Genomic DNA, 16,402 nt, shown 5'->3' with positions numbered 1-16,402 from the left:
AAGGGGCGGAGTCGTTTCGTCAGAACATCGGCACTTTCAGTGCATCAGAAGCGCGTCTTGAGCGACAGCTGCACGGAACGCGCCGTGCCCGGCGTGTAGAAGCCGCGGTACAGGCCGTCCGCATAGGTGCGGTCGAACAGGTTGTTGACGTTGAGCTTCAGCGTGGTCTTGTCGTCGAACGCGTATTCGACCATGGCGTCCATCACCGCGAAGCCGCTGGCGTACACGGCACGCGAGCCTTCGGGGTTTTGCTTGCCGCGGTAGGTCACGCCCGCGCCCACGCGCACCTTGGAGGTGACGGCGTAGGTCGTCCACACGCTGCCGCTGTGCTTGGGCGTGAGGCCTGGGCGGTCGCCCTGCGCCTGGGCACCACCGCCGTTGGCGGGCACCACCACATTGCTGTGGTCGATCTTGGCCGAGGGGATCCAGGTGTGGTTGGCGAACAGTTCCCACTGGGGCGTCAGGCGGCCGGCGAGGTTGAATTCCATGCCGGTGGCGTGGCGCTTGCCGGACAGCAGCTCTTGCTGGGCTGCGGTGTCGGGGTCGGTGTTGCGCTCGTTGTACTTCTGGCTGTAGAACGCGGCCACACCCAGCAGGGCACGGCGCTCGAACAGCTCGAACTTGCTGCCGATCTCGAAGTTGCGGCTCTTTTCAGGGTCGGTGTTGGCCGTGCGCGCCGTGCCGGCGCCGGGGTTGCCGAACTGGTAGGTGTCGCCCGAGGTGTTGTACGAGGTGCCGTACGACACGTAGTACGAGGTCAGCTCGGTGGGCTGGAACAGCAGGCCCACGCGGGGGCTGACCAGGCTGTCGGAGCGGGAGTTGCTCAGCGCGCCGGTGGCGTTCTTGTAGGAAGCCCTGAAGTTGTCGTAGCGCAGGCCACCCACCAGCTTCAGGGTGTCGTTGATCGCGACCGTGTCCTGGAAGTACAGGCCCAGGTTGCGCGAGGTGAAGGTGTTCCACTGCACCGGTGCGCGGCCGTCGGCCACCCAGGCGCCATCGTTGGGCGAGCCCACGGTGGTATTGGGGCGCGGCGTGGTGTTGGCGTAGTTCTGGTTGCGCTTGGCATCGTCGTCGTAGTAGTCGACGCCGGCCAGCACCGCGTGCTTGCGGCCGCCCCAGTTGAAGGTGTTGTTGTAGTCGCTTTGCACCTGCAGCACTTCGCTCTCGCCCAGGCGGCCCTTGGAGCCACGGGTCAGCACGGTGCTGCCATTGATCTGGCCCAGCGTGATGCTGCCGTTCTGAAAGCCGATGGTGCTGGCCAGCAGGTCGCGCTCGTACTTGCCATAGCGCAGGCGCGTGGTCAGCTCGCCGTTGTCGTCGAAGCGGTGGATGTGGCCCAGCGTCACGTACTGCGACGAGGTGTCGTTGTGGTCGCTGGCCAGGCCGTAGTAGTTGCGGGCATCCAGCGGCGTGTTGATCTTGCCGTCGACCACGCGCCAGGGGTGGTTGTACAGCGGACGGCCCTTGGATTCGAGGTAGTACAGGCCGATCGAGAATTCATCGCGCGTGCCGATGCCCCAGGCGAAGGTGGGCGCAATGCCGCGCTTGTCCTGCTTGGCGCCGTAGTTGTCGTACTCCTGCACCATGGCGTTCAGGCGGAAGGCCGCGTTTTCGCCGGTCTTCCAGTTGAAGTCGCCCGTGGCGCGGTGGAACTGGCCAGTGCCGAAGGTGTAGCTGGCTTCGTGCTGGTCGATCAGCAGCGGGTACTTGTTGACCTGGTTGACGATGCCGCCGGTCGAGCCCTTGCCGAACAGCATGGAGGCCGAGCCCTTGAGGACTTCGATGCGGTCGTTGTTGAACGTGTCGCGCTCGATCAGTGGAGCGTCCTTCATGCCGTCCACATAGATGTCACCGGCCAGGCCCAGCGAGAAGCCGCGCATGCGCACGTCTTCTTCACCCGTTTCGCCCGACTGGAAGGTCACGCCCGCCGTGGTGCGCAGCACCTCGCGGAAGTCGTCCTGGTTGCGGTCGTTCATGAGCTTTTCGGTGAACACCGTCACGGACTGGGGGATGTCCTTGATGTCCTGGTTGCCCTTGCCGACGGTGGTCTTCTTGAGCAGCAGGGTGTCCTTGCCTTGCACTTCGGCCGCTTCCTGCACCGTCACGGTGGACATGGTGGCTTCCGGTGTGCCGGACTGGGCCATGGCGCCCATGGAGGCGGCCAGCATCAGGGCGCCCAGGGGCAGCAGGGCCATGTCGGACGATGCGCCGGTGGCGGTGGAAACAGGGGATGCGGTTTGACGCAGCGCGGTGCTGCGGCGCTGAGCGCGTGATTTTGCCAAGATGGACTCCGTCGATGGGGGATGTGCAGGTCGGCGCCCGATGTGCGCCGCAAACGAGCCGGATGCAATGACGCTTGTGAGAAATACGTCACAAAGTCATGCTTCTTCGTGCATCTTTATGTTACATCGAATGAGGGTCATTCTCATTTGCATTGATGTTTACACGCCACACTTTGCCTGGGTACGGACGAAAAAAAGCCGGCAGAGCCGGCTTTTTCGGGGGGCGCGAAGCGCTTACTTGACGTGCTTGCCAATGAGGCCGGCGAGTTCAAACATCGACACCTGGGGCTTGCCGAACAATTCCTTGAGCTTGGCGTCGGCATTGATGTTGCGCTTGTTGGTGGCGTCCTGCAGGTTGTTGGCCTTGATGTAGACCCACAGCTTGCTGATGATCTCCGTGCGCGGCAGCGGTGCCGAGCCCACCACGGCGGCCAGCGCGGGGCTGGGCGTGAGCGCCTTCATGAAGGCAGCGTTGGGGGTGCGCTTCTTGGCGGGGGCAGCAGCCGTCTTGGCTGCGGGGGCTGTTTTTGCCGGAGCTTTTTTTGCAGTTGCCATGTTGGGTTTTCCTTGTTGGAAGTAAATTTTCACCAGCGAAAACTAGGCTGTCCCACTGGCAGGCTGATGCTACTGGGAAAAAAACGCGTTTCCAAGGGAGAAACGGCTTTTTTTGCCTCGATTTGTAGCCGTGGCGCCGCGTGCGGGCCAATAAGTCGCGTGCGCGGCGCTCCTGCCTTGACAAAGCGGTGCGTGTGCACGCGTTTTCCCTATGGCAGCGCATGCCTGGATGGCGTCCGGGAGGTCTGTATGACAATGCCGGACGCACCACGGCGCCGGTGGCCCGCCCGCAGCTGGAAACGGACCGCTGGCGGCAGGTCCCGTCCCGTCTCTTTCCTTCTTTTCCTGTTTGAAAGGCCTTTGAAAATGACCGCTGCACTTCCTGTCGACGCATTCAGCACCTGCGATTTCTGCGATGTGCACAAGGGGGACATGGGCGGGGCCTTTCGTGTGCTGCCCCCGGTCTTCCAGAGCTTTGGCGGTGTGGCTGCGTTCGCGGGCGCGGTCAGCACCGTCAAGTGCCACGAGGACAACACCCACGTGAAGGCCGCGGTGGAATCGCCCGGAGAGGGCCGCGTGCTGGTGGTGGACGGCGGGGCCTCGCTGCGCCGGGCGCTGGTGGGCGGCAACCTGGCTGCCGCCGCGGCACGCAATGGCTGGGCGGGCCTTGTGGTCGATGGCTGCGTGCGCGATCTGGCCGAACTCAATGCGGCCGCCGTGGGCATCCGCGCATTGGCGCTGATGCCGCTGCCCACCGAGCGTCGGGGCGAAGGGCAGCGCGACGTCGCGGTGCAGATCCAGGGCGTCTGGGTGCGGCCGGGCGACTGGCTGTATGCCGACGCAGACGGCATCGTGGTCAGCGCGGGGCCCCTGGCTGCATGAACGGGGGGAGGCCGCAGGCCGTGGGCCGCGCCTCAGCTGGCACGCCGGCCCACGCGCAAGGCAGCGCGTGAGGGCAGGGTGGCCATCAGCACGCTGGCCAGGGCAATGGCAAATGCCGCCCATTGCAGGCCTGTGAGCGATTCGCCGAGCACCAGCACGCCCACGAGGGCCGCGCTGACAGGCAGCATCACCGAAAAAACGCCCCCCTGCGCCGCCGGGACGGCCTTGAGGCCGGTCATCCACAGCCAGACCGTCCACACGCAGGCGGCCAGCGCGTAGAACACCAGCAGCGTCCACGTGCCCCAGCCCACGGCGGCAAAGTCGAATTGCCAGGCCGCATACAGGCCGAAGGGGGTGGACAGCACGAAGCCCCACAGGTTGATGAGCGAGGTGATGCGTTTGGGCCCGAGGCTGCCCGTGAGCTTCTTTCCGATCACCGTATAGGCGGCCTCGCACACCACGGCACCCACCAGAAGCAAGGGGCCCAGCCATGCCAGATCTTGCATGTTTTGGGCATCTGGCGTTTGTGCAATGTGCGCTGAATGCTCTTGTGTTGATAGCGAAAACAAGACAATGCCGGCCACTGCGCAGGCCACGGCCGCCCAGGTGCGCGGCGCGACCTTCTCGCGCAGGAAGACCCAGCCCATCACGGCCACCGCAGCAGGTATCGCGGCCAGGGTGACGCCGGCCGAGACGGCGTTGGTCAGGCTCACGCCGTACAGCATGCAGACGGTGAACAGGAAGTTGCCCAGAAACGATTGCAGAAACAGCAGCCGCCGGGTTTGCCGTGTGAGCGGGGGTTCCTCCACAGGCTTTCTGAGCCAGTGCAGCATCGCCAAGCCGCCAATGCCAAAGCGCAGCCATGCGAGCAGGAACACGGGCAGTGCCGTCGCCAGGGGCTTGGACAGTGCCACATAGCTGCCGACCAGCGCCATGCTGAGGGCCAGGCACACGTAGGCGAAGGGGCGGCTGGGCGTGGTGTTCACTAGACTGGTGATCGTTCAACGAAAAAGAGTGCGCATCATGCCCGACGAATCCGTGCCCGCCCCCCCCGCACGCCATGTCTTTGTCTATGGAACGCTGCGGCGCGGCGGCACCAACGACATCAACCGCCTGCGGCCGGCGCCAAGGTTCATCGGGATGGCCCGGGTGGCGGGCAGCCTCTATCACCTCGGGGGGTATCCCGGCATGACGCTGGGTGGAGGGCGGTGGGTGACCGGCGAGGTCTATGCCATCGCGCCGGCCCTGGAATCCGTTCTGGACGAGATCGAGGACCTGGGCGCCAATCCGAGCGACGAATATGCCAAGCGCGACATCGTGGTCGAGGTCGAAGGACGCAGCGTTTCCTGCCTAGTCTATGAGGTCAACCCGAGGTACGTGGAGTCCGCCCAGCGCATCGCCGGGGGGGATTGGCTGCAGGCTCTGCAGCCGCCAGCCGATTCTTGATCAATCTTTTGCAATGCGGAAATTGGATTTCATGATTTGGAATACGATAGATGTTGCATTGCCGCAATTTTTCTCGATATGAGAAATCAATTTCTGTATTGAGAAATGTTGTGTGTAAGCTGTTGTTTTGAAAGAAGAAAATTTATCTCTTCTATAAGACATAAGAGCTTGCGCAGGTCTTATAGAAGACTTAAAGTTGTCCCCAAGGGCAGCACGCAGCAGCCCGGCGTTTTCAACCAACCCCTGGAGTGATCTCATGCCCCAATCCCTCAACGAACAACTGAGCCGCGAACAGCAAATTGCCGCCCTGGAAAAAGACTGGGCGACCAACCCCCGCTGGAAGGGTGTGAAGCGCGGCTACTCCGCCGCTGACGTGGTGCGCCTGCGCGGCTCGCTGCCCATCGAGCACACGCTGGCCAAGCGTGGCGCTGAAAAGCTGTGGGACAAGATCAACGGCGGCGCCAAGAAGGGCTACGTGAACGCGTTTGGCGCCATCTCCGCCGGCCAGGCCATGCAGCAGGCCAAGGCAGGCCTCGAAGCCGTGTACCTGTCGGGCTGGCAAGTGGCCGCCGACGGCAACACCAGCGAAACGATGTACCCCGACCAGTCGCTGTACGCGTATGACTCGGTGCCGACCATGGTCCGCCGTATCAACAACACCTTCAAGCGTGCCGACGAAATCCAGTGGGGCCGTGGCATCAACCCCGGCGACAAGGAATTCATCGACTACTTCCTGCCCATCGTGGCCGATGCGGAAGCCGGTTTCGGCGGCGTGCTGAATGCGTTCGAACTGATGAAGAACATGATCCAGTCGGGCGCCGCAGGCGTTCACTTCGAAGACCAGCTGGCGGCCGTGAAGAAGTGTGGCCACATGGGTGGCAAGGTGCTGGTGCCCACGCAGGAAGCCTGCGAGAAGCTGATTTCCGCACGCTTCGCGGCCGACGTGATGGGCGTGTCCACCATCGTGCTGGCCCGCACCGACGCCGAAGCCGCCAACCTGATCACGTCCGACCACGACGCCAACGACAAGCCTTTCCTGACTGGTGAGCGCACGCAAGAAGGCTTCTACCGCGTCAAGAACGGCCTGGAGCAAGCCATCAGCCGTGGCGTGGCCTACGCCCCCTACGCCGACCTGGTGTGGTGCGAAACCGGCGTGCCGGACATCGGCTTCGCCCGTGAATTCGCCCAGGCCGTGCACGCCGCTTGCCCCGGCAAGCTGCTGTCGTACAACTGCTCGCCATCGTTCAACTGGAAGAAGAACCTCAACGACAAGCAGATCGCTTCGTTCCAGGAAGACCTGTCGGCACTGGGCTACAAGTACCAGTTCATCACGCTGGCCGGCATCCACATCAACTGGTTCAACACCTTCCAGTTCGCCCATGCATATGCCCAGGGCGAAGGCATGAAGCACTACACCGAGATGGTGCAAGAGCCAGAATTCGCAGCACGCGAAAAGGGCTACACCTTCGTGTCGCACCAGCAGGAAGTGGGCGCAGGCTACTTCGACGACGTGACCACGGTGATCCAGGGCGGCTCGTCCTCCGTGAAGGCCCTGACGGGTTCGACCGAAGAAGAGCAGTTCCACTGATCTGTGGTCAAGTGACACGAGGATTGAAAATCCTTGTGTCGGTGGTGTAGTTCTTCCCAGGACCACCAATCAGCATGCACCCCAGCGCCCGCTAAAGGGCTCTGGGGTATTTGTCACTTCTTCAACTTTTTTACGATTAACTGTGAGTCAAGAATTGAGAGGGCGCTTACTGCTCTGGATATCCGCTCTAGTTGATGCGCAATCCTGTCTAGAGTTGGCGGCGCGCTTGCTGTATGCGGCGGAAGCTGACGCAATCTTGGCGACCGAAAGGGCTCAGCATCAGCATTATGAAGCGCAAACAGGGCGGCCATACTCTCGTCTAGTGGCTTACGCGGATGATGCTGTAGTGCTCGCTAGCTACGACCGCGTATTGCCGTTGCCGCGCGAATGTTCCGAGGCTGCGATGCATCTGAACAAACTGGCTGCGGTGTACTTCATGCAGCTATACAACAGCGGTTATGCGGACGGTGATCAAGTGGCGGGCAACAAGTCTCCAGAGATTAAGGCACTAAGAGAAGAACTTGAAGTAGCCGCGTTTCCTGTGCGGGAAGAACTGCTGCGATTTCGAAGCTGGCTAGCTGCGGTCGAAGATTTCCGCAATGATGCGGTAGCGCATGCACAAGGAAACGCATTTGCTGTGCAGCACAGGTCGCAAGGAGTTTCCATGACTGTTCCCGTGATGACGCCAATACAGTGCGTTGAGTTGAGCGAAGTTATTCAGCGTCTGCTGCCTGAGATTGAGAGAAGGTACCATCTCCTCTCTCCCGACTCTTAGGGCTACTCGGCCTAACGCGGCAGCTAGACGCTCGCATCCCCTCAAACTCCGGGATTCCATAGATTTTGTGTGACGTGACCGAGGTGATCCAGGACGGTTCGCAGCGTGAAGGCCCTGACGGGTTCGACCGAAGAAGAGCAGTTCCACTGATCCGGCGTCCCCCGCACAGGGGGATGGGGAGACAGCAAGACAAGAAGCCACCCTGCGGGGTGGCTTTTTTCATGGGGTTTCGCCGCAGCTTCCACCGCTCCTCGAATGGCAGGCGCAGTGAGGTGCCCGCTCTACGGGGCGAAGGTGGGCACTACCGCCGTCACGGCGCAGCTTGCGCGGTGGGCGCGCGGGCGATGGCCGACACATCGCAATCAATGGCGCCCAGCGTCGACGAGACGGTGGCGTCCGATGCGCCGGGAGGCAAGGCAAGCGTCCACTCCAGATCGTAGTAGTTGGACCCCAGGTACCTGTGGTGCGCGGATACCAGCGGCTTCTTGATGCTGGCGCCTTGGAGTACCCAGCTTTCTGGCTCCTGCATCGGATAGTCCCTGCCGCAGCGCAACGCCACGCGCAGGGTGATTTCCGGTTGGTGCGCAAGTGCGATAGTCAGCCCGCCTTCAAGCCGTGCCGGCAGGTACGTCATGTAGTCGAGCTTGCTGTCCGATGTGACACTGTGCGTGGCGATGCCGTTGATCTTGATGCCCAGCGGTCTTACTGCATGGATATCCGTCTCGCCGACGGAATCGACGATCTCCAGCCCCTTCGTGAAATCAAACCTCGCCGCATCCTGCCGGGAGTGGATGAAATAGTCCTGAGACTGCGGGGTTGCCGGGGCGCATGAAGGCAACTGGAATGTCCTGTTCGTGGCATCGCGCACCAGCATGGAGCTCAGGCCTGCAATGTCGGCCTGGCATATGCCCCGGTCGGCCAGGGCTGTGCGCAGGTCGTTCAGGTATCTGTATGTATATCCCGGGATCTTGAAGCCCGCCTCTTCCAGCTTCGGGAAGAACAAGGGGGCCACCAGGAGGTCGTACTTTCCGCGTTTTTCAAGCTGGCCATAGAAAAGTACGTGCGCCGAAAGGACCAGCACGAAGGCTGCGACAGCCAGGCCGTGAAAGCGCAGGCTGGAGAGCAGCAGCCTGTCGCTTGCGCGTGCCAGCCCGAAAGCAGCCAGCAAGGCAAGCCAGGGATGTATGACGTCCAGGTGCCAGAAGGCTCCCTGGCTCAGGAACGCCATGGACATCGCGAACCAGAGCACCGTGGTGGCCCATATCCAGCGAATGGTGCGGTCCGTGCGGCAGGCGGCGATGCTCAGCAGGAGTCCGGCCAGCATCACCGCGAGCAGGATTCCCGTGAGGATTTTCAAGGGTGCTATGGCAGGCTCTATCGCCGCGATGGTGCTGTAGGGCATCAGGAGGACGTCGTGCCACTTGCCGACATCCAGGAGATTGGTGAGCCACCCCTGGGTGGGTTGCGCTGCGGCTGGATGGGGTGCTGTGGATTGGAGTTTTTCCACGATGCCTGACTTGACGGCCCACAACGCCGTCATGCCGATGATGACGAGCACGGTGGTGATCGTCTTGGGGCTTGAGAGCACACGAGGGTTCAGCAGCACGTAGGCTGCAAAACCCACGAGCAGCGGTGCGGCAGAGGGATGGATCTGCACCAGCAGGAATGCAACGAGGGGAAGTGCCAGCCAGTCGTGGCGGCGATGTTGCACGAGCTGGATGAACAGACCCAGAACCACGTTGCTGAGTGTCATGACCAGTGCTGGATTCCAGGCGCTGTGGGTATACAGCGATGAAAAGACCGGGAATGCCAGCACGGCGTAGGCAAGCGCACACCGCGGGCCGAAACAGGCGCTGATGTTCCTCCACAGGTACCACACCGACAACGCGAAGAGGATGCCGAAGGCGATGAATACGGAAACTTCGCTGTCCCGGATCAGCAGGGGTGCCGCGAGCAGATAGTAAAACCCGGGGGGCAGGCTCAGGCGTTCTCCAAAAAGTGGAGGGCCGCGCAAGGGCCATTCGCCGTTGTGAATCAGCTTCCGTGCAATTTCCATGTCCCTGATCTGATCCGGGCCGTGGAACGTGATGTCGTAAAAATAGATCTGGATCGCGCCCAGCAGCGCGATGAAGAGCAGTGCAATCCAATGACTCGGCGATCTGTCGGCAGATGGAGGGGGTGCTGTCGGCATGTCTTCTGTTTCCATGTGGATGTTCTTGGCAGACAGCTATCTGCCGTGTGGCATCAACGGGACGGGGCTTTCTGGGTGAAGGTCCAGGCGTTGTTCAGAACAAAATTGTTGAGTGCGACGGCGCCCACGGCGAAGAAGGCTCCCCATCCGTACCACAGGCCCAGATAGTCCGTGAACAGCTTGATGATGAGGATGTTCAGGCCCAGTCCGATCACCGAGACGATGCAGTACTTGACGAGCGATGCCCAATAGCTTCCGGTGAAGCCGAACGTCCATATCCTGTTCATTGCGTAGGAGATCAGCAGCGCCACCAGAAACCCGGCGGTGGTGGCGACGACAGGGCCCGCGAAATCGAATTCCACCAGGAGGAAGAGCGTGGACATGTGCGACACCGCCCCGATAACGCCCACGACGCCGTAGCGAAGGAGCTTTGATAGCTTTGGCATGGCAGTGGCGGGTATCCGTAATTGTGAGTGTGGGCTTGCGGCAGGCGGTGGCGGAAGGGCTGTTGCCACAAAGGTTTGCTTTCACCGGCCGTCTGCTGGCATGCCATGGATGGTGTTCCCGTGCCAGGCACAGTGGCGCTGCCCTGGCGGCACCGGTGCTTATCGGGTCAAGGCCCGTCCTTGGGCAGTTCCGTGGAAACGATGTATCGCGGGCGGTACTTCACTTCGTCATAGATGCGTGCCAGGTATTCGCCAATGATTCCCAGGCCCATCATCAGAAAACTGCCGATGATCAGCAGCAGCAGTATGACCGTGGTGAATCCGTCAACCGCCATTCCACTCAGTTTCATGTAAATGGTGTGCATGCCCAGGAGCACAGAGAAACACAGAAATACCGCGCCGAAAATCGTGATCAGGTGCAGGGGGAAGGAGCTAAAACTGGTGACTGCCACGGCCGCAAGGCGGATCAATCCGAAGACGGACCAGCCGGAGTCTCCAGCGACCCGCGGTTCCACTTCGAAAGGAATCTGGATCGAGCGGAAACCCATCCAGCTCACCATGCCCCTGAAGAAAACGTTGCGCTCCTTCATGGTGAGATAGGCGTCGACAACCCGCCGGTCCAGCAGTTTGTAGTCTGAGGCACCCTTGAGGTCGTGGCCGGAGAACACCCTCAATATGAAGTAGAAGAGCTTGGCGCGTGCCGCAGACAGGCGGGTTTCGTCGCCCCTGTTCGATTTGACGGCCTCCACGATGTCGACCGTGCCGCTGCGCCATGTTTCGATCATCTGGGGCAGCAGGGAAGGGGGGTGCTGCATGTCTCCATCCATGATGACAACCGCCTTGCCCCTGGCGGCTTCCATTCCCGCGGAGACCGCGGCCTCCTTTCCAAAGTTGCGGCTCAGCTTCAGGGCCCTCAACTGCGGAATTTTCTGGGAGATGGCGCTGAGCTGGCCCCAGGTGTCATCGCGAGACCCGTCATCCACCACCACGATTTCCCAGGAAGATGCTGTCGCGCTGAGGAATCTATCCACTTCGTGCAGCGTGACGTGGATTCCCTTTTCTTCGCAGTAGACCGGGATGACGACGGAAATCTCTGGGTGCATAAACGTTCTCATAAGCCAATGGGCCCGTGGCGGCTGGTCTGCAGGGCGGGCGTGCGTTGCACGGGCTGAGCGCGCGGTCGTGTCCTGGCAAGAGCACTGGCGGCCCTTGCAGGCAAGTCAAGTCACGCGCCAATACACACAGGGGCATCTTCGCCAGGCATCTGGGCGTGGTATCGCTGTCGTTTCGAGTGCTGCCTGCGCTCGCGCGCATTACTGCATTACTGCATTACTGTCTCACATTTTGGCGAGCCGCCAGGCATCACGCGGTGTTCGCGAGGGCGGTGGCGTGTATTTGCAACGCAACTGTGTGGCGCAAAAACCATTGAACCCCGGGTAAACGCCGGCACAAATGGAGGATCCAGGGCGGCAGGGGTAAAATGAAGGCAAATTCACTGCACAAGAGCGAGAAAGGCAATCTGGTTATGACACCGCGAACTACATCGGAGATGTTGACCGGCCGTTGAGGCTGGCTGTTCGCGCCTGCACGAGATTGCACACCTCCTCCAGAAAGCGCGGACCCGTTCCGCGCTTTTTTGTTTTTGGGCCTGGCGCGTGCCCGCACCCATTGCACTGATCGAAAAGAAAGAGTTATCCCATGATTCACATCACGCTTCCCGACGGCTCGCAGCGCGAATTCCCGGGTCCGGTCACGGTGGCCGAAGTGGCCGCATCCATTGGTTCGGGCCTGGCCAAAGCCGCCCTGGCCGGCAAGATTGGCGACAAGGTGGTGGACACCAGCTACCAGATCACGGCCGACAGCCCGCTGGCGATCGTGACGGCCAAGGATGCCGATGGGCTGGAAGTCATCCGCCACTCCACGGCCCACTTGCTGGCCTATGCCGTCAAGGAATTGTTCCCCGAGGCGCAGGTGACCATCGGCCCGGTGATCGAAAACGGCTTCTTCTACGACTTCGCGTACAAGCGTCCTTTCACGCCTGAAGACCTGGTGGCCATCGAAAAGCGCATGGCCGAGCTGGCCGCCAAGGACGAACCCGTGGTGCGGCGCGTGCTGCCGCGCGACGAAGCCGTGGCCTACTTCAAGGGCCTGGGGGAGCACTACAAGGCCGAGATCATTGCCAGCATCCCCAGCAATGAAGATGTGAGCCTGTACCGCGAAGGCAATTTCGAAGACCTGTGCCGTGGCCCCCACGTGCCCAGCACGGGCAAGCTCAAGTTCTTCAAGCTCATGAAGGTGGCAGGCGCCTACTGGCGCGGCGACCACCGCAACGAGATGCTGCAGCGCATCTATGGCACGGCCTGGACCTCCAAGGAGGAGCTGCAGCAATACCTCACGATGCTGGAAGAGGCCGAGAAGCGCGACCACCGCAAGCTTGGCCGCGAACTGGACCTGTTCCACATGGACGAGCATTCGCCGGGCACGGTGTTCTGGCACCCCAAGGGCTGGGCGCTGTGGCAGGAGGTGGAGCAGTACATGCGCCGCGTGTACCGCAACAACGGCTACCAGGAGGTCAAGGGGCCGCAGATCCTGGACAAGAGCCTGTGGGAGAAAACGGGCCACTGGGACAAGTACCGCGACAACATGTTCACCACCGAATCGGAAAAGCGCGAGTACGCGCTCAAGCCGATGAACTGCCCCGGCCACATCCTGATCTACAAGCAGGGCATCAAGAGCTACCGCGACCTGCCGCTGCGCTACGGCGAGTTCGGTGCCTGCCACCGCAACGAGCCCACGGGCGGCCTGCACGGCATCATGCGCGTGCGCGGCTTCACGCAGGACGACGGCCACATCTTCTGCACCGAAGAACAGGTGCTGGAAGAGTGCGCCAACTACACGGCGCTGGTGCAGAAGGTCTACAAGGACTTCGGCTTCACCGACATCATCTACAAGGTGGCCACGCGGCCCGAGGCGCGCATCGGTACCGATGAATCGTGGGACCGCGCCGAGAAGGCACTGATGGATGGCCTGCGCCATTCGGGCTGCGAGTTCGAGATCGCCGAAGGCGAGGGCGCCTTCTACGGGCCCAAGATCGAGTACACGCTCAAGGACGCGCTGGGCCGGCAATGGCAGTGCGGCACGATGCAGATCGACCCCAACCTGCCCGAGCGCCTGGACGCCGAGTACGTGGCCGAAGACGGCAGCCGCAAGCGCCCGTTGATGCTGCACCGCGCCACGGTGGGCAGCATGGAGCGCTTCATCGGAATGCTGATCGAGCACTATGCGGGCGCATTCCCGGTGTGGCTTGCGCCCGTGCAGGTTTCGGTGCTCAACATCACCGATGCGCAGGCCGATTACTGTCGCGAAATTGCTGCAAAGCTGCAAAAAGCGCTGCCGAATCAAGACCTTAGGGTGGCGGTCGATCTGCGCAATGAGAAGATTACGTATAAAATACGTGAGCATTCGTTGCAAAAGCTGCCATACATCCTCGTCGCGGGCGACAAGGAAAAGGCCGCAGGCGCCGTTGCAGTACGCGGCCGGGGCAATCGTGACCTCGGAGTGATGTCCATCGAAGCGTTCGCTGAGCTGATCGCCCAGGACATCGCCACCAAAGCCTGAGTTTGATTCAAAACGTGCTTTGTCGCATGCCAGCTGTGCGGTTGTAGCTACATTTTTTGTAGTATTTTGATTGAAGGAAGATAGCCATCGCTACTGAATTTCGTGATCGTCGCCACCGTGAAGAGCGCAAGCACCGCCTGAACCGTGAAATCATGGCCCCGGAAGTCCGTCTGTCCGGGCCAGAGAATGAGCCTTTGGGCGTGGTCAGCCTCATGGAAGCCCTGCGCATGGCAGGCGAGCTGGATGTGGATCTGGTGGAAATCGCTGCCACAGCGAACCCGCCGGTGTGCCGCCTGATGGACTACGGCAAGTTCAAGTACCAGGAGCAAAAGCGCGCTGCGGAGGCGAAGGCCAAGCAGACGGTGATCGAGATCAAGGAAGTCAAATTCCGTCCGGGCACGGACGATGGCGACTACAACATCAAGATGCGCAACATCCGCCGCTTCCTGGCCGATGGTGACAAGTGCAAGATCACGCTGCGTTTCCGTGGCCGTGAAATCACCCACCAGGAACTGGGTCTGGCGCTGCTCAACCGCATTCGCGATGAGCTGGCCGATTCCATCATCATCGAGCAGTTTCCCAAGCTGGAAGGCCGCCAGATGATCATGATGATCGCGCCGGGCAAGAAGAAGCCTGCTGCACCCAAGCCGGCAGCCGCTGAAAGCACGCCTTCGGGCAGTGCGGCCTGAGCGGCCCGCGCAGAAGAGACAGAGATTTGCCTGGGGTGGCCCGCAAGGGACACTTCCGGCGATAGGCAGTGCGAAGGCACTGCCGCACAGCCGGTGAATACCGGCTGAAAAAGTGGCTCGGGGCCAACAAGTTTGCAGATCGGTTTGCAAACGCCTCACGAGCACAACGAAAAGGAGCATTCACATGCCCAAAATGAAGACCAAGAGCAGCGCGAAAAAACGTTTCCGCGTTCGTCCCGGTGGCACCGTCAAGCGCGGTCAAGCCTTCAAGCGTCACATCTTGACCAAGAAGACCACCAAGAACAAGCGCCACCTGCGTGGTGCAGTTGCTGTGCATGAGACCAACATGGGCTCTATCGCACAAATGCTGCCCGGTGCTGGCCTTTAATAACGACGAACAAGGAGTACTCACATGCCTCGCGTCAAACGTGGTGTAACGGCCCGTGCCCGTCACAAGAAAGTTCTCGCCCTCGCCAAGGGCTTCCGTGGTCGCCGCGGTAACGTCTTCCGCATCGCCAAACAGGCGGTAATGAAGGCTGGGCAATATGCCTACCGTGACCGCCGCACCAAGAAGCGCGTGTTCCGCCAGCTGTGGATCGCCCGTATCAACGCCGCTGCCCGTGAACTGGGCCTGACCTACAGCCAGTTCGCCAACGGCCTGAAGAAGGCATCCATCGAGATCGACCGCAAGATGCTGGCCGACCTCGCAGTGCACGACAAGGCTGCCTTTGGCAGCATCGTGGAGCAAGTCAAGGCCAAGCTGGCTGCTTGAGTTCACGATGAGCTGCTATCTTTTTGATAGCTGCTTGCGCAATAACAGCAAGGGCTAGGGCTTGAAAAGGCGCTAGCCCTTGTTCATTTTCAAGAGTCGATATGAACGAGTTGGATTCCCTGGTCGAGAGCGCGACGCAACTGTTTGCCCAAAGCGCCACCCCTGCTGATCTGGAAAATGCCAAGGCGCAGTTCCTGGGCAAGTCGGGTCGCGTGACCGAGCTCATGAAGGGCATGGCGCAGCTGTCGGTGGATGAGAAGAAGTCCCGCGGCGCCGCCATCAACGTCGCCAAGCAGGCCATCGAGGCCGCGCTCACCGCGCGCCGCCAGGCATTGGCCGATGCGGAACTGCAGGTCCAGCTCAAGGCAGAGGCCCTGGACGTGAGCCTGCCAGGGCGCCAGCGCGGGCAGGGCGGCCTGCACCCCGTGTCGCTCACGCTCGAGCGCATCGAGGGCATCTTCGGCTCCATGGGTTTCGACGTGGCCCAGGGCCCCGAGATCGAGACCGACTGGTTCAACTTCACCGCACTGAACACGCCGGAAGACCACCCCGCGCGTTCCATGCACGACACCTTCTACGTGGAAGGCGGCACCCCCGAGGCGCCCAACCTGCTGCGCACGCACACGAGCCCCATGCAGATCCGCCACGCGGTGCAGCATGTGAAGAAGCACCGCGCGCTGCTCGACGCCGGCCAGCCCATGCCCGAGATCCGCGTCATCGCGCCGGGACGCACCTACCGCGTGGACAGCGATGCCACGCACTCGCCCATGTTCCACCAGTGCGAAGGCCTGTGGATCGGCGAGAACGTGAGCTTCAAGGATCTGAAGGTGATCTTCACGGCGTTTTGCCGCACCTTCTTTGAAAGCGACGACCTGGTGCTGCGCTTTCGCCCGAGCTTCTTCCCCTTCACCGAGCCCAGCGCCGAGATCGACATCCAGTTCCAGACCGGCCCGCTCGCCGGCCGCTGGCTGGAAGTGGCCGGCTCCGGCCAGGTGCACCCGAACGTGGTGCGCAACATGGGTCTGGACCCCGAAAAATACATCGGCTTTGCCTTCGGCATGGGCCCCGACCGCCTGACCATGCTGCGCTATGGCGTGAACGACCTGCGCCTGTTTTTTGACGGCGACATCCGTTTTCTGTCGCAGTTCCAGTAACCAG

16 protein-coding genes are annotated in these 16,402 nt (G+C 61.5%); 9 read left to right on the top strand and 7 right to left on the bottom strand.

Annotated features, from left to right (window positions below):
- Positions 1 to 44: 44 nt before the first annotated feature.
- Positions 45 to 2,195: a TonB-dependent receptor gene (locus AC1RVY_RS18580; RefSeq protein WP_255590906.1), complete on the bottom strand. Its 2,151-nt coding sequence runs from the start codon at positions 2,193 to 2,195 to the stop codon at positions 45 to 47.
- A 321-nt stretch (positions 2,196 to 2,516) separates the two neighbouring features.
- Positions 2,517 to 2,837 carry an SWIB/MDM2 domain-containing protein gene (locus AC1RVY_RS18575; RefSeq protein ID WP_055402700.1) on the bottom strand — a complete coding sequence of 107 codons (321 nt, stop codon included), beginning with the start codon at positions 2,835 to 2,837 and terminating at the stop codon, positions 2,517 to 2,519.
- Between the two features lie 366 nt (positions 2,838 to 3,203).
- Between AC1RVY_RS18575 and rraA the strand changes: the two genes are divergently transcribed.
- Positions 3,204 to 3,719 (top strand): ribonuclease E activity regulator RraA, encoded by a 516-nt coding sequence (gene rraA / locus AC1RVY_RS18570; protein WP_492807640.1) that lies wholly within the window; start codon positions 3,204 to 3,206, stop codon positions 3,717 to 3,719.
- Between the two features lie 32 nt (positions 3,720 to 3,751).
- Here the strand turns inward: rraA and AC1RVY_RS18565 are convergent, their stop codons facing one another.
- The gene (locus tag AC1RVY_RS18565; RefSeq protein ID WP_492807828.1) at positions 3,752 to 4,654 is read right to left on the bottom strand and encodes a DMT family transporter; all 903 of its coding nucleotides are present in this window, start codon (positions 4,652 to 4,654) and stop codon (positions 3,752 to 3,754) included.
- Between the two features lie 88 nt (positions 4,655 to 4,742).
- On the opposite strand from AC1RVY_RS18565, the gene AC1RVY_RS18560 reads away from it, so the two are divergent.
- The gene (locus AC1RVY_RS18560; protein WP_492807638.1) at positions 4,743 to 5,165 is read left to right on the top strand and encodes a gamma-glutamylcyclotransferase family protein; all 423 of its coding nucleotides are present in this window, start codon (positions 4,743 to 4,745) and stop codon (positions 5,163 to 5,165) included.
- On the opposite strand, the gene AC1RVY_RS18555 is transcribed toward AC1RVY_RS18560, so the two are convergent.
- Positions 5,166 to 5,423 carry a hypothetical protein gene (locus AC1RVY_RS18555; protein ID WP_492255210.1) on the bottom strand — a complete coding sequence of 86 codons (258 nt, stop codon included), beginning with the start codon at positions 5,421 to 5,423 and terminating at the stop codon, positions 5,166 to 5,168.
- On the opposite strand from AC1RVY_RS18555, the gene aceA reads away from it, so the two are divergent.
- Positions 5,422 to 6,753: an isocitrate lyase gene (gene aceA / locus AC1RVY_RS18550; protein WP_055402695.1), complete on the top strand. Its 1,332-nt coding sequence runs from the start codon at positions 5,422 to 5,424 to the stop codon at positions 6,751 to 6,753. The two genes, AC1RVY_RS18555 and aceA, sit on opposite strands and share 2 nt — an antisense overlap.
- Positions 6,754 to 6,895: 142 nt before the next feature.
- Complete coding sequence (locus tag AC1RVY_RS18545; protein ID WP_492807636.1) at positions 6,896 to 7,528, top strand: hypothetical protein; 633 nt, start codon at positions 6,896 to 6,898, stop codon at positions 7,526 to 7,528.
- Between the two features lie 310 nt (positions 7,529 to 7,838).
- Here the strand turns inward: AC1RVY_RS18545 and AC1RVY_RS18540 are convergent, their stop codons facing one another.
- The 3 genes from AC1RVY_RS18540 to AC1RVY_RS18530 form a co-directional block, all read right to left on the bottom strand.
- Entirely contained in the window at positions 7,839 to 9,734 is a 1,896-nt protein-coding gene (locus AC1RVY_RS18540) for an ArnT family glycosyltransferase (protein ID WP_492807634.1), read from the bottom strand.
- A gap of 38 nt (positions 9,735 to 9,772) precedes the next feature.
- Complete coding sequence (locus tag AC1RVY_RS18535; protein WP_218297545.1) at positions 9,773 to 10,165, bottom strand: GtrA family protein; 393 nt, start codon at positions 10,163 to 10,165, stop codon at positions 9,773 to 9,775.
- 167 nt (positions 10,166 to 10,332) lie between these two features.
- Positions 10,333 to 11,268, bottom strand: a complete 936-nt coding sequence (locus tag AC1RVY_RS18530; RefSeq protein ID WP_492807632.1) for a glycosyltransferase family 2 protein — start codon at positions 11,266 to 11,268, stop codon at positions 10,333 to 10,335.
- Positions 11,269 to 11,863: 595 nt separating this feature from the next.
- Between AC1RVY_RS18530 and thrS the strand changes: the two genes are divergently transcribed.
- From thrS to pheS, 5 genes are all read left to right on the top strand, one after another.
- Positions 11,864 to 13,783, top strand: coding sequence for a threonine--tRNA ligase (gene thrS / locus AC1RVY_RS18525; RefSeq protein WP_492807630.1), 1,920 nt, complete (start codon positions 11,864 to 11,866; stop codon positions 13,781 to 13,783).
- An 80-nt stretch (positions 13,784 to 13,863) separates the two neighbouring features.
- On the top strand, positions 13,864 to 14,472 hold the full coding sequence (gene infC, locus AC1RVY_RS18520) for a translation initiation factor IF-3 (protein WP_492807827.1): 609 nt from the start codon (positions 13,864 to 13,866) through the stop codon (positions 14,470 to 14,472).
- Between the two features lie 184 nt (positions 14,473 to 14,656).
- A complete protein-coding gene (gene rpmI, locus AC1RVY_RS18515; protein WP_056645539.1) occupies positions 14,657 to 14,860 on the top strand; it encodes a 50S ribosomal protein L35 in 204 nt (67 codons plus the stop codon).
- 24 nt (positions 14,861 to 14,884) lie between these two features.
- Positions 14,885 to 15,244: a 50S ribosomal protein L20 gene (gene rplT / locus AC1RVY_RS18510; RefSeq protein ID WP_005795139.1), complete on the top strand. Its 360-nt coding sequence runs from the start codon at positions 14,885 to 14,887 to the stop codon at positions 15,242 to 15,244.
- Positions 15,245 to 15,345: 101 nt separating this feature from the next.
- Positions 15,346 to 16,398, top strand: coding sequence for a phenylalanine--tRNA ligase subunit alpha (pheS, locus tag AC1RVY_RS18505; RefSeq protein ID WP_218297542.1), 1,053 nt, complete (start codon positions 15,346 to 15,348; stop codon positions 16,396 to 16,398).
- The last annotated feature ends 4 nt before the right edge of the window (positions 16,399 to 16,402 follow it).

It is taken from the genome of Acidovorax sp. GW821-FHT11A03 (genome assembly GCF_058809075.1).
This window is presented reverse-complemented; position numbering and strand designations above follow the sequence as displayed.